Annotated in this window: 10 protein-coding genes; 5 read left to right on the top strand and 5 right to left on the bottom strand. The window is 63.3% G+C overall.

What is annotated here, in order from left to right; translation table 11 throughout:
- The first annotated feature begins 47 nt into the window (after positions 1-47).
- On the top strand, positions 48-686 hold the full coding sequence (locus tag AC0L14_RS10620; protein WP_473486435.1) for a 2-dehydro-3-deoxy-phosphogluconate aldolase: 639 nt from the start codon (positions 48-50) through the stop codon (positions 684-686).
- A 108-nt stretch (positions 687-794) separates the two neighbouring features.
- On the opposite strand, the gene mepK is transcribed toward AC0L14_RS10620, so the two are convergent.
- Together mepK and AC0L14_RS10610 are read right to left on the bottom strand one after the other, a co-directional pair.
- Positions 795-2,660: a peptidoglycan L,D-endopeptidase MepK gene (gene mepK, locus AC0L14_RS10615; RefSeq protein WP_473749422.1), complete on the bottom strand. Its 1,866-nt coding sequence runs from the start codon at positions 2,658-2,660 to the stop codon at positions 795-797.
- A gap of 378 nt (positions 2,661-3,038) precedes the next feature.
- Positions 3,039-4,574, bottom strand: coding sequence for a sigma-54-dependent transcriptional regulator (locus AC0L14_RS10610; RefSeq protein ID WP_473486433.1), 1,536 nt, complete (start codon positions 4,572-4,574; stop codon positions 3,039-3,041).
- A gap of 195 nt (positions 4,575-4,769) precedes the next feature.
- Between AC0L14_RS10610 and AC0L14_RS10605 the strand changes: the two genes are divergently transcribed.
- Positions 4,770-6,608: a M3 family oligoendopeptidase gene (locus tag AC0L14_RS10605; RefSeq protein ID WP_473749421.1), complete on the top strand. Its 1,839-nt coding sequence runs from the start codon at positions 4,770-4,772 to the stop codon at positions 6,606-6,608.
- 390 nt (positions 6,609-6,998) lie between these two features.
- Here the strand turns inward: AC0L14_RS10605 and AC0L14_RS10600 are convergent, their stop codons facing one another.
- Complete coding sequence (locus AC0L14_RS10600; protein WP_473486431.1) at positions 6,999-7,535, bottom strand: pentapeptide repeat-containing protein; 537 nt, start codon at positions 7,533-7,535, stop codon at positions 6,999-7,001.
- Between AC0L14_RS10600 and AC0L14_RS10595 the strand changes: the two genes are divergently transcribed.
- The 3 genes from AC0L14_RS10595 to AC0L14_RS10585 all read left to right on the top strand — a co-directional run bounded on the left by AC0L14_RS10595 (position 7,525) and on the right by AC0L14_RS10585 (position 9,678).
- Positions 7,525-7,758, top strand: coding sequence for a hypothetical protein (locus AC0L14_RS10595; RefSeq protein ID WP_374120339.1), 234 nt, complete (start codon positions 7,525-7,527; stop codon positions 7,756-7,758). The genes AC0L14_RS10600 and AC0L14_RS10595 overlap by 11 nt on opposite strands.
- 163 nt (positions 7,759-7,921) lie before the next feature.
- A complete protein-coding gene (locus tag AC0L14_RS10590) occupies positions 7,922-9,067 on the top strand; it encodes an aminodeoxychorismate synthase component I (RefSeq protein ID WP_473749420.1) in 1,146 nt (381 codons plus the stop codon).
- Positions 9,016-9,678: an aminotransferase class IV family protein gene (locus AC0L14_RS10585; RefSeq protein ID WP_473749419.1), complete on the top strand. Its 663-nt coding sequence runs from the start codon at positions 9,016-9,018 to the stop codon at positions 9,676-9,678. Before AC0L14_RS10590 ends, AC0L14_RS10585 begins: the two co-directional genes overlap by 52 nt.
- A gap of 133 nt (positions 9,679-9,811) precedes the next feature.
- Here AC0L14_RS10585 and aztD read toward each other — a convergent pair whose 3' ends face one another.
- Together aztD and aztC are read right to left on the bottom strand one after the other, a co-directional pair.
- Positions 9,812-11,023, bottom strand: a complete 1,212-nt coding sequence (aztD, locus tag AC0L14_RS10580; protein WP_473749417.1) for a zinc metallochaperone AztD — start codon at positions 11,021-11,023, stop codon at positions 9,812-9,814.
- Positions 11,024-11,107: 84 nt separating this feature from the next.
- The gene (gene aztC, locus AC0L14_RS10575; RefSeq protein WP_473527268.1) at positions 11,108-12,094 is read right to left on the bottom strand and encodes a zinc ABC transporter substrate-binding protein AztC; all 987 of its coding nucleotides are present in this window, start codon (positions 12,092-12,094) and stop codon (positions 11,108-11,110) included.
- Positions 12,095-12,295: the final 201 nt, after the last annotated feature.

Genomic DNA, 12,295 nt, shown 5'->3' with positions numbered 1-12,295 from the left:
GGCCTTCTGCTAACCGGTTGAACGGATCAATACCGGAGAGACGACAAATGCCCAGCAAGACCGAAAAGCTTCTGTCGCTCCTCAACGGCCAACCGGTTATCCCGGTGCTGAAGGTCGCCAACGTCGCCGATGCCGTGCCGCTGGCGCGTGCCCTGGCGCGCGGCGGCCTGCCGGCGATCGAGATCACGCTGCGGACAGCTGACGCGCTGGAGGCGATCCGGCTTGTGGCAAGCGAAGTCGAGGACGCCATCGTCGGCGCCGGCACCATTCTGGACGCCCGCCAGTTCGGCGAGGCGGCAGCAGCCGGCTCTAAGTTCATCGTCAGCCCCGGCATCACCTGCGAGCTTCTGGCGGCGGCGAAGGACAGCGACGTTCCCTTGCTGCCCGGCGCCATCACGCCGGGTGAGATCATGGCCGCCCGCGAGGCAGGCTTGCGTTTCCTGAAATTCTTCCCAGCGGAACAGTCGGGCGGCATTGCGTCGCTCAAGGCATTCGCCTCGCCGCTCGCCGATGTGCAATTCTGCCCGACCGGCGGCATCACCGGCAAGAACGCCGCCGACTATCTGAGCTTGCCCAACGTCATCTGCGTCGGCGGCTCCTGGGTGGCGCCGGACGATTTGGTCAAGGCCGGCAGGTGGGACGAAATCGAGGCGTTGGCGCGCGCGGCGAGCAAGCTCGGGCGGTAGAGAAACTCTTATCCCCAAGTGGACTGGCAGCATCGCGGCGTGTTTGTTTGCGAACAGCAAAAAGCCGCGCGGGTTACCCGGCGCGGCTTTGTATTGCTGGTCGATCCGCTACTTGGTCTGGAAGCGGGCGACCGACAGGAACTTGACGGCATTGCCGGTGAACCGGTTGGCTTCGGCCAGTTGATCGTTCGACTGGAAGCCGGCGGTGTAGACCTCGGTCGGCGGCGTGTGCACGATATTGTAGGCATAGCGCGGTGCCGTCGTCGCGCTGGAGACGGTGGCGACATTCTCGTCGCTGTTCAACGCCCAGCGCGCCGCCTGAGGCTCGGCGGCGACGACTACGGACTTGGGACCAGGCTTCAGGTCACGGGCGGTTGCCCTGGCTGCCTTGCGGGTGGTCTTCACACCCGCACCGATCGCTGCGGCCGGATCGGAGCCCGGCGGGCGGGCAAAGACAGCCTCGCGCGGCGATGCAGCGTTGATGTTCGCCGGATCGCTGAGGACCGAACTCGGCTGGGACAGCGAAGCGACCTGGTACTCGTCGGTTGCGCTGACCCGCTCGAGGACGGCCTTGACCGCATCGGGTTGGGCCGCGTCGGACTGGACCTGGTCGGGCTGGACCTGGGCGGGCTGCACCAAGTCGGGCCGAGCCGAGGGCAGCACCGAGAACGCATCGGTAGCGGTCTTGCCGTGGCCGGCCGTATCCGCGAGCGCCAAAAGCACAGCCTTGTCCTGCGGCGCAAGGTCGGCCGCTGCAAGGTCGGCCGGCAGCGAGTGATCGGGACGCCAGGTCGGCAACGGAATGTCGTTGGCTGCAACCTGCGCCGCATCGGCGACAGTGGACGGTTCGGCCATGCCGAAGGGAGCCGGCGCTTGTTCGGTGGTGGCGGTGGCATCCGCCACGCCGAACGGAACGTTTTCGGGCGGCTGAGCGCCGACATCGGTCTTCGGACGCGGGGCGAAATCAGGCAGCGGCACGCTGCGCGCCGGCAGCGCCGCAATGATCGTTTCCGGCGTGTCCTCCTCCGGTTCCGGAGCAGGCACATCGGGGATTTGCGGAATCTCGGCGCGTTTCGCATCCTGAGGCGACACGATGGCAATGCCCGGAAGCTTGCTGCTCTTGGCGGCCGGCGCCGGCTTCGCGTTCGCCAGCTTCACGTTCGCCGGCTTCACGTTGGTTGACTTCGGCGTTGGCGCGGCTGCGACATCGGCGCTGTCATCCGCCTCGTCCTCACCGCCGCCGAAGAAAGCCGCCAGCAGACCACCGGATCTTTTGGAACCGCCACCTGCGCTGGCCAGTTCGATGGCGGGAGCGCCGGCGCCCTTGCGCGCCTTGTAGGAGGCGAGCGCCTGTGAATAGCCGGGCAGCGGCTTGCCGTCGCTCGGCACATGCAGCGTCTTGCCATTGGGGAACACACGCGCCAATTCTTGGCGGCTGATGCCCGGCCAATGGCGCACATTGCCGACATCCATGTGGACAAAGGGCGAGCCGGATCTCGGATAATAGCCGACACCGCCGCCCTGCATCCGCAGACCGATGTCGCGAAGTTTCTTCAGCGGCACGCCGGGAATGTAGAAGTCCATGGCCTTGCCGAGCATATGCTGGCTTTTCTTGGCGACGCCCCTGCTGCGGCTGCGCAGCATCGAGTTGGTGGACGACGAGCGATAACCGCACACGACCTGGATAAAGTCGGTGGCGCCGCTCTGCCGGTAAGCCTCCCAGACCAGGTCCAGCAGGCGCGGATCCATCTTGGTCGGCTCGTTGCGGCGCCAGTCGCGCAGGATGACGTTGATCTTTTTCAAACCCGCCTGGTCGTAGCGGCCGCCGCGCTTGAAGACGATCTCCGCCTTCTCTTTGGTGTGGAGGTTATAGAGTTTCAGCGAACGCGTCTGGGCGCTGGCGCCGGTCGCAGCCGCTGTAAGGAAGCCAAAGGCGAGGACCACCGCTGCCAGCCATCTCGGCCAGACGCTCATGTGATAATGCCGCCCGTTTGTGTGTCGTTCGACTTTGTTCAAATCAAAAGGCCTTGCAGGCTGCCGTTTGTCCCCGGATTTGACCAACGGATGCGGTGGTGTTCGCATCCGAATATCGATCCTAATGGTTAATCATCGCTTATTGAAGCCGAAATGCGGTAACACCGTGGCGATATCCCGTCAAAAATATTGCGCAGGGTTTCTTGGTAAACTGCTGGTTTAGATCATGTTTCGGCCTTTGCCATGAACACGATCTGTTACCGGCCGCCTCAATGCGTGAACACCGCCGCAAGCGCGTCGCCCGACGCACGTCACGCCCGATCGATGACTGTCGATTGTCCTGATGCCAGGCTGACAAGCTGGTCCGCACTTGCTTTGTCAGGAAGCAAGCCGGTCGATACGGCCTGTTTCCGGATCGATGCCGTATTCCTTGAGCTTCCTGTAGAGCGTGGAGCGGCCGATGCCGAGGCGGCGGGCAACTTCGCTCATCTGGCCGTTGTAATGGTCGATGGCGAGCTTGATCATTTCGAGTTCGACATCGGCCAGCGCCCGCACATTGCCGCGTTCGTCGAGTGCCCGCAGCGTGCCGAAGCGGGGCTGCGGCCAGGCCGGCGGATCGCGCTCGGTCGCAGCGATGCCGTTATTGGCCGGCGCGTCCTCGCCAGGCGGCTCGATGACCAAAGGCGAGGCGGGCAACGCGCCATCCGCATCGAGGTTGACGGTGCCCTCGACCTGCGCCCGTATCTGCGGAAACTCCTCTTCGGTCAGCACATCGCCTTCACAAAGCACTGAGGCCCGGAAGACGGCGTTTTCCAGCTGCCGGATGTTTCCCGGCCAGTCGTAGGCCTGCAGCATGGCGAGCGCCGCAGCCGAAATGCCGTGCAGGCGGTGACGTGGATCGGTGGGCGCAACCTTCTCCAGGAAGTGCTCGACCAAATACGGGATGTCGTCGCGACGATCGCGCAGCGACGGCACGAAGATCGGATAGACGTTCAGGCGATAGAACAGATCCTCGCGGAACTTGCCGTCCTTGACCTGCTGCAGAAGATTGCGGTGTGTCGCCGAGATCAGCCTGATGTCGACCCTGACGGTCGAACGCCCGCCGACCGGATCGACCTCACCGTCCTGCACGGCGCGCAGCAGCTTGACCTGCACGTCGAGCGGCAGGTCGCCGATCTCGTCGAGGAAGAGCGTGCCCGAATGCGCCTCGACGAACTTGCCCGTGTGTTTTTCGGTGGCGCCGGTGAACGAGCCCTTCTCATGGCCGAACAGGATCGATTCGACCAGATTGTCGGGGATGGCGCCGCAATTGACGGTAACGAAGGGTTTTGAGCGGCGGTCGCCGCTGCCCTGGATGGCGCGCGCCACCAACTCCTTGCCGACACCGGATTCGCCCTCGATAAGGATCGGGATGTTGGACGCGGCCGCCTTCTGGCCGAGACGGATCACCCGATCCATCGCCGGGCTGTGGGTGATCATGTCCTTGAAGGTCAGATGGCCGCCGCGCCGTCGCGACGTGCGCTTCACTTCGCCCTCGACCGCCTCGACCTTGAGCGCATTGCCGATCGATGCCTGCAGCCTGTCGGGAGAGGCCGGCTTCACGACGAAGTCGAAAGCGCCGTGACGCATGGCCGAAACGACCGTCTCGATGCCGCCCTGGGCGGTTTGTACGATGACCGGAACTTGGATGCCCCGCTCACGCATCGCCTTCAGCACGCCGATACCGTCAAGGCCCGGCATGACGAGGTCGAGGATGACCACCGACACGTCGCGCGCATTGGGCCCGTCGAGGGCGTCGAGACCGGCCTCGCCGCCATCCGTGATGATCGCGCTGTGGCCGAATTTCGTCACGGCCGCCTCGAGCAGCCTGCGCTGCACGGGATCGTCATCGACTATGAGTATGGAACCTGTCATGACTGGTTCAACGATGCTCGCCCAATATGCCCACCCAAGGGCAATCCACCCTATGGATCATCCTGGCACAGGGTTCTAAATAAGGTTTCAAAAAACCCGGTGAACGAATTCCTTAGGATTTGACCGGCTTTCTAATCCCCCTCTTGAATCTTTGAGTCTGACCGCTTGGGTCCTGCAATCTGGAAAGTATCGGCAATGCGCATGGTTTTTGGTCGGCAGCTTGCGGCGGCGGCGTCCGGTCAGGGCGCGGCGGAGCTTGGCAATCTGCCGGAATGGGATCTCGTCGATCTCTATTCGGGCATGGATGACCCCGAGCTGAAGCGCGACATCGCCAGGGCGGCGGCCGATGCCATCAGCTTCGAGAGCCGCTGGAAAGGCACGCTCGCCGCCGAGGCGGAGCGTGCCGACAGCGGCAGGCTGGGCGAGGCGCTTGCCGCCTATGAGGGACTGGAGGAACTGATCGGCCGGATCGTCTCCTATGCCGGACTGATCTATGCCGGCAACACCGCGGATCCGCAGCGCGCCAAGCTCTATGGTGACATTCAGGAGAAGATGACCGACGCCAGCGCGCATCTTCTGTTTTTCGCGCTCGAACTGAACCTCATCGACGATGCCGCGATCGAAACCGCGCTTGCTGCCGATCCCGCCTTTGCTCACTACCGGCCGTGGGTGCTCGATCTGCGCATGGACAAACCCTACCAGCTCGAGGATCGGGTCGAGCAGCTTTTCCACGAGAAGTCGATTACCGGACGCGGCGCCTGGAACCGCCTGTTCGACGAGACGATGACCGATCTGCGCTTCGACATCGATGGCGAGGAGCTTACCCTGGAGCCGGCGCTGAACCGCCTCCAGCATGCCGATGGCGAGGTGCGGCGCCGGGCCTCTGAAGCGCTGGCCGCAACCTTCCGCAAGAATCTGCGCACGTTCACGCTGGTCACCAACACACTGGCCAAGGACAAGGAGATTTCCGACCGCTGGCGCGGCTTCGAGGACATCGCCGATTCGCGCCATCTCGCCAACCGCGTCGAGCGCAGCGTGGTGGATGCGTTGGCCTCAGCCGTTCGCGACGCTTACCCGCGCCTGTCGCACCGCTACTATGCGATGAAGGCGCGCTGGCTCGGCGTGGAGGTGATGAACCACTGGGACCGCAACGCGCCGTTGCCAGAAACCCCGCAAGCGATCATCGGCTGGGACGAGGCCAAGAACACGGTGCTTTCCGCCTATCAGCGCTTTTCACCTGACATGGCGGAGATCGCCCGGGTTTTCTTCGACCGCAACTGGATCGACGCGCCGGTCAGGCCGGGCAAGTCGCCGGGCGCCTTCGCGCATCCGACTGTGCCGTCGGCGCATCCCTATGTTCTGCTCAACTACATGGGCAAGCCGCGCGACGTGATGACGCTGGCGCATGAGCTTGGCCACGGCGTGCATCAGGTTCTGGCCGCAGGCCAGGGCGCGCTGATGGCTTCGACGCCGCTGACGCTGGCCGAGACGGCATCCGTCTTCGGCGAGATGCTGACCTTCCGCTCGCTGCTGGACCAGACCACGGACAAGCGCGAGCGCAAGGCCATGCTCGCCCAGAAGGTCGAGGACATGATCAACACGGTCGTGCGCCAGATCGCTTTCTACGAGTTCGAGCGCAAGGTGCATGCCGAGCGCAAGAACGGCGAACTGACATCCGACAGGCTCGGCCAGTTCTGGCTGGAAGTGCAGGCGGAAAGCCTCGGGCCGGCGATCAAGCTGCGCGAAGGTTACGAGGTCTTCTGGACCTATATTCCACACTTCATCCATTCGCCCTTCTACGTCTACGCCTATGCTTTCGGCGACTGCCTGGTGAATTCGCTCTATGCGGTCTATCAAAATGCGGAGCGTGGCTTTCAGGAGAAATATTTTGCCATGCTGCGCGCCGGCGGCACCAAGCATCATTCCGAGCTCCTGGCACCCTTCGGTCTTGACGCCACCGATCCTGCCTTCTGGCAGATCGGACTTGGCGTGATCGGCGGGCTGATCGACGAGCTCGAAGCTTTGGACAATTGACGCACAGCGCTGAACATCCGGGGCTGACAGAACAGTTTAGCCGCTATGCATATTGAGGCCGTTCTATTCTTGCCCTAAATATCTGTTCTTAAATAACTCTCCGTGGAATTTTTCCGTTAGCTTTCCGGAAGCTGTATGATAGCGTCCCGCCTCAAGCTCAGTCTGGCGCGGGGCTCAGGCCAGGAAAAAATCTTCGGCCGGTCACGGCGCTTCGGCGAGTGCGACAGCGGCCGTTGGCCATGGCAGGAAAAGCCGGTCGCCGACAGCTCGATCTAAGCCGGCTGTTCCGCGAACAGCGGAGCCACCATTGAATGGTCCTTGTGCCAAGGTCACCACTCCAGGCCGTGGCAGATGGATCGGACTGGAGAGAGAGACAATGGGCACTTTTTTCTACATGCTCCTGGCGTTCCTGGTAGGTGTGTTGGTTGGCTGGTTCATCTGGGGACGCCTGCGTGGCGAGCTCGACAGCCTGCGCGGTGACATGGACCGCACGCGCAGCGAGCGCGACAGGCTGCGCGCCGACGCCGACCGCCTGACCGGCGAGCTGGAAGTATGCCGCGGCGCCCGCGCCGACCTGGAGCGCCAGTTGACCGAGGCACAAGGCGCCAAGACCGGCGCGACAAAGGCAGCAATCCCGGCACCGTCGGCATTGATGTCGACATCCGCGCCGGCCAAGCCCACGCCGGCCAAGTCCGCGCCAGCAAAGACTGCGCCGGCCAAGTCGACACCGGCCAAGACCGCGTCCAAGAAACCGGCGGCCGCCAAGGCGGCAGCCGGGCCAAAAGCCAGTGCGTCGAAAGCGGCCGCGTCGGAAACGAGCGCCACAGCCAGGAAGGCTGCGCCGGCGGCAAAGAAGGCCACCGCCGGCACGGCAACAGCGGCGGCAGCAGCTGATAAGACCGACAGTCTGCGTCGCTTGATCGGCATCGGCCCGGTCAACGAGCGGAAGCTGCACGGCCTGGGGGTTAGAACCTACGCTCAGATCGCCGCCTGGACGGCGGCGGATATCAAGCGGATCGAAGACGTTCTCCAGTTCGACGGCCGCATCGAGCGTGAGCGCTGGATCGAGCAGGCGAAACTGCTTGCCGCCGGCGACGAGAAGGAATTCGCGCGCCGCTTCCCGACCGCGGGGACCGCGAGCAACACCTGAATTGCCTGCCAGCATCGAGCACTAGCGGCGCCTTGAGGTGCCGCCAGTTTGCTTTTGCACCAAGCCTGCCTTTGCGTCCTGAGACGCCGCGCTCTCGATTGCGCCCGATCGAGCCCCCATATAGAGCGATAGCTGGCGTCATCGACCGCAGCATCCGAGTCCCATGTCCCTGCCCTCTGCAATTTTCCGGAATGACGAGCGCGCCCATCAGCTCGTTTTCGACCGCCCGGCCGGCATCATCGTGGCGCACGAGGCAGAGGATTTCCTGCCGGCGCTGGAAATTGCGCAGGCCGCGCATGACGCCGGCAAATGGCTGGCCGGCTATTTCTCCTACGAGGCCGGCTACCTGCTCGAACCGAAGCTCGTTCCGCTGCTGCCGGGCGGACGCCGCGCCCCGCTCGTCTGCCTGGGGATCTTCGACGCGCCTGTCGAACAGGCGGTCGTGCCCAGCAACGCGGCGGCGACCAACGGTCCGATCTTCGATGCAAGGGCTTCCTGGTCTTCAGAAGACTACGCAAAACGCTTTGCGCGGCTCCACAATCACATTCGCAAGGGCGATTGCTATCAGGGCAATCTGACCTTTCCGGTTCATGCGCAGTGGTCGGGCGATCCGCTGGCCGCCTTCGACGCGCTGACCGAGCGCCAGCCTGTGAAATACGGCGCGCTGATCGCGCTCGGCGATCCGGTCGTTTTGTCGCGTTCGCCGGAACTGTTCTTCGAGGTCGACGCCGAAGGCATGATCGAGACCCATCCGATGAAGGGCACCGCCCCGCGCGGCGCGACCAAGGCGGAGGACAAGCGGCTGAAGGCGTTCTTGCTAAATGATGAGAAGAACCAGGCTGAGAACCGGATGATCGTCGATCTGCTGCGCAACGACATCTCGCTGATCAGCGAGGTCGGCACGCTGGAGGTGCCGGAGCTTTTCCGCATCGAGAGCTACCCGACCGTCCACCAGATGGTGAGCCGTGTGCGGGCCAAGCTCTTGCCCGACCTCACCATCCGCCAGATCTTCACTGCGCTGTTTCCATGCGGATCGATCACCGGCGCCCCAAAAATCCGCGCTATGGAAATCCTGCACGATCTGGAAGCCACACCACGCGACGTCTATTGCGGCGCCATCGGCTGGATCGCGCCCGGCGGCACGATGCGCTTTTCGGTTGCGATCCGCACCATATCGCTCTTTTCCAGTGGCGAAGCCGTCTACAATATCGGTGGTGGCGTCGTCTTCGATTCGACGGCCGAGGAGGAGTATCAAGAGTGCCTGCTGAAAGCGCGCTACGCGACGGGAACACCGCCGATTTCGAGTTGATCGAAACCATGCGTTGGCAGCCGGGCCAGGGCTTCCTCCGTTTCGACCGCCATTTGGCTCGCCTTTATGGCTCGGCAGCCGAACTGGGTTTTGCCTGCGATCCACAAAAGGTCGGCGAGATGCTCAGGAACGCCGTCGACCGGCCGGACATAGCCTTGCGCACACGCCTCGTCCTGTCGCGCAGCGGCAAGGTGACGGTCTCGGCGCTGCCTTATGAGCCGCATGCAGCCGACAAGGTGTGGAGGCTGCAACTGGCGCGGGTGCGGCTCGATTCAAGCGACACGCTGCTGCGCCACAAGACGAGCCGCCGGGACACCTATCAGCGGGCGCGAGCCGAATATCTGATCAGCCGGGCCGACGAGGTGCTGCTGGCCAACGAGCGTGGTGAAATCTGTGAGGGCACGATCACCAATCTCTTTGCCGATTTCGGCGACGGCGCGCTGGCAACGCCGCGGCTCGACTGCGGCCTGCTGCCGGGCGTATTGCGCGGCGAATTGCTGGACGAAGGTCGCGCCCGCGAGGCGATCTACAGCTTGGATGATCTGAAGTCGGCCAAAGCGCTGTTCGTTGGCAATTCACTGCGCGGATTGATCCCGGCGCGGCTGGGCTGAAACGCACCGAAAAGGCACCGGGCGTCACGCCCATGACTGTGTTTCGAGCATGGTTTTCCTTGCGAGCTGCGGTAGATGCGTCCGGCCCGAGAAAGAATGGGCCGGACGCGCGGCAGCCGCTTGGGAGGAGCGACTATTCGCCTTCGTGGGTCTGACCGGAGCCGCCGACGGAGACGATGTTGAAGGGTTTGCCTTCGACAGCAATGTCGCCGGCTTTCTCGAACGACGTCGCGTCAACGAGACGCAGCACGCCTTTCAAAGGATCCGTGACCACGATCCTGTCGCCGGCGACCGCGACGCGCGGCCTCGGCTCGCTCCAGTGACCGTCCATCGAATAGGGATCGGTCAGCTTGAGCGAGTTTGCGATCTCCCCCTTGACCACGTCGAGCTGGTGAAGCTGGCCGTCCTCAGTGAAAACGTAGGCGAACTTGGGACGAACAGGATCGATCGCGAAATGCACGCGGCGCGTCGGAAGGCTGATCAGCCGGAATGCGTCGCTTTCGACCGTCGGATCGATCAGCACCACCTTGTCGGCGCCGTAGTTGCCGAGGAAATATTGCAGGCCCCTGCCGCCGATCAGCGTCGTCGTTTTGCCATCCGGCAGGCTGTCGGCATAGGGCAGATGACGGATCGCCGGGGTGCCGTCGCCATGGCTGACGACAAGCAGGCCGGTCGCGCAGGCGAAAGCCAGGATATTGCCGGAAGACGCCTCGCCGTGGAGGTCGGGGCAGGCGTGGATGCCGCCGATCGGCGCGCCGGCTTCGTCAGCGACCCTGATGCCGACCGGGAGTTCGTCCGGCTTTTCCCTGTTCGGCTCCGAGAGGAGGACATGGGAGCCATAGGCAACTGCGACGCCGTGCTGCGGCGCGTCCGTCTTCACTTCCCTGAAGTCCGATTTGCCTTCCAGGACGACCTTCTCAGAGATGATACGCGCGACACCTTCGCCGTCGAAAAAAGCGGCGAAGTCTCCGTCATGCTCGACGAAATGCGACGGCTTCTTGCCTGTAATCTCGACGCCGGCAAGCTTCGGCGCTTCGACGTCGATGTCGCCGTGTTCGCCGTGGTCCTCGAAGGAAATGCCGCTCGCGATCCCGGTAACGACGCCGGCCGAGCCCTGCACGGCGAACACGGTCCGGCCGCTTTCGCTGCGATGGAGCGACGTCGGCCCTTTGATCTTAAACGTGTCGAGCTTTCCGCCATCGACCGCATCGATTACGATCACCTTCGGATCCGCGTGATCCGAGATGAAGAGGCGCCAGGCGGTCACCTCCTCGGCAAGGCCCGCACTTGTTGATAGAGACAGAAGCAGCGCGATGGCCGTGGCTGACGCCAAATTTGTCTTCACGGTATTCTCCCTTGGATGTTATTACATAACTGATTGCGGTCGACGAAAGGCGGATTGCTCCGCCTTTCCGTCGTGGCGCGGCGATCAGCTTCCGAGGATCGCGCCTTTGATCGCCGTGATGTTGTGCCGCATCATCTCAAGATAGGTCGCCGCCGGGCCGTTCTCGTCCGACAGGGCGTCGGAGTAGAGTTCACCGCCGATTTTCAGACTCGTCTCGCTGGCGATCTGCTCGATCAGGCGGGGGTTGGTGACGTTTTCAACGAAGATTGCCGAAGCCTTGTCTTGCCTGATCTGTTTGATGAGGGCCGCGACGTCCGCGGCTGAGGCCTCAGATTCGGTGGAGACGCCCTCCGGTGCGAGGAATTTTATGCCGTATTCGTGCTCGAAATACCCATAGGCGTCGTGGGAAGTGATGATCGTGCGCTTGTCCTCGGGGATCTCAGCTACAGCAGCCTTGATCTCCTCTTCCAGTGCCTCGAGCTGCTGGCCGTATGATTCGGCATTGGCCCGATAAGTGTCACAGCCGGCCGCATCGGCGGCACAGAAGGCATCGGCGATGTTCTTCACATAGAGTTCGGCATTGTGCACCGACTGCCATGCATGGGGATCGGACTCGCCGTGATGATGGTGCCCTTCCTCATGGCCCTCTTTCGCCTCCGCGGCGTGCCCTGCCTCGCCCTTGGCGGCTTTATCCTGATCGTGGTGACCTTCTTCCTCGGTGTTGCGCAACACCTCGCCGCCTTTGGTCAATTCCACGACCGGCGCTTTCGTCGCGCTCGCTTCGACGAGACGCTGGAGGAAGCCCTCGAACTGGAGGCCGTTGACCAGCACCACGTCGGCAGAACCGACAGTGGCCGCGTCGGCCGGCTTCGGTTCGTAGACATGGGCGTCACCATTCGGGCCGACCAGCGTGATGATGTCGACACGGTCACCGCCGACATTCTTGGCGAAATCGGCAATGATCGAGAAACTGGCGACAACCTTGAGGTTCTCGGCCGCGGCCACCGACGGGATGATTGGCAACGATGTTATGACGCCCATCACGGCGGCGAGCTTCAGCGTCCTGGACATTCGATCAACTCCTTTGTTCAAGCGGTTCTGTGGGAGATGTGCCGGACTCGTGGCGAGCAGCCGCGCATCCCGGCAGAGATGGAAGAAAACGTAGATCGCGCCCGCCGACAGATGATCGTCGGGCCGGCCGATCCCATCGAGGTGATGCACGGCGGGATGGCTGTTGTGGCCCAGCGTCAGGTCTTGAAAGATCACACAGGC

The sequence above is a fragment of the Mesorhizobium sp. WSM4841 genome (assembly GCF_055811515.1).
The sequence above is the reverse complement of the archived record's forward strand: the minus strand, read 5'-3'. Positions and strand labels throughout refer to the sequence as shown.

Excerpts from the sequence above, each read along its gene's own strand:
- aztC (WP_473527268.1), bottom strand. The coding sequence starts at position 12,094 with ATGTCCAGGACGCTGAAGCTCGCCGCCGTGATGGGCGTCATAACATCG.
- AC0L14_RS10610 (WP_473486433.1), bottom strand. The coding sequence starts at position 4,574 with ATGACAGGTTCCATACTCATAGTCGATGACGATCCCGTGCAGCGCAGG.
- AC0L14_RS10590 (WP_473749420.1), top strand. The coding sequence starts at position 7,922 with ATGTCCCTGCCCTCTGCAATTTTCCGGAATGACGAGCGCGCCCATCAG.
- AC0L14_RS10605 (WP_473749421.1), top strand. The coding sequence starts at position 4,770 with ATGCGCATGGTTTTTGGTCGGCAGCTTGCGGCGGCGGCGTCCGGTCAG.
- mepK (WP_473749422.1), bottom strand. The coding sequence starts at position 2,660 with ATGAGCGTCTGGCCGAGATGGCTGGCAGCGGTGGTCCTCGCCTTTGGC.
- AC0L14_RS10600 (WP_473486431.1), bottom strand. The coding sequence starts at position 7,535 with ATGCCGATCAAGCGACGCAGACTGTCGGTCTTATCAGCTGCTGCCGCC.
- AC0L14_RS10620 (WP_473486435.1), top strand. The coding sequence starts at position 48 with ATGCCCAGCAAGACCGAAAAGCTTCTGTCGCTCCTCAACGGCCAACCG.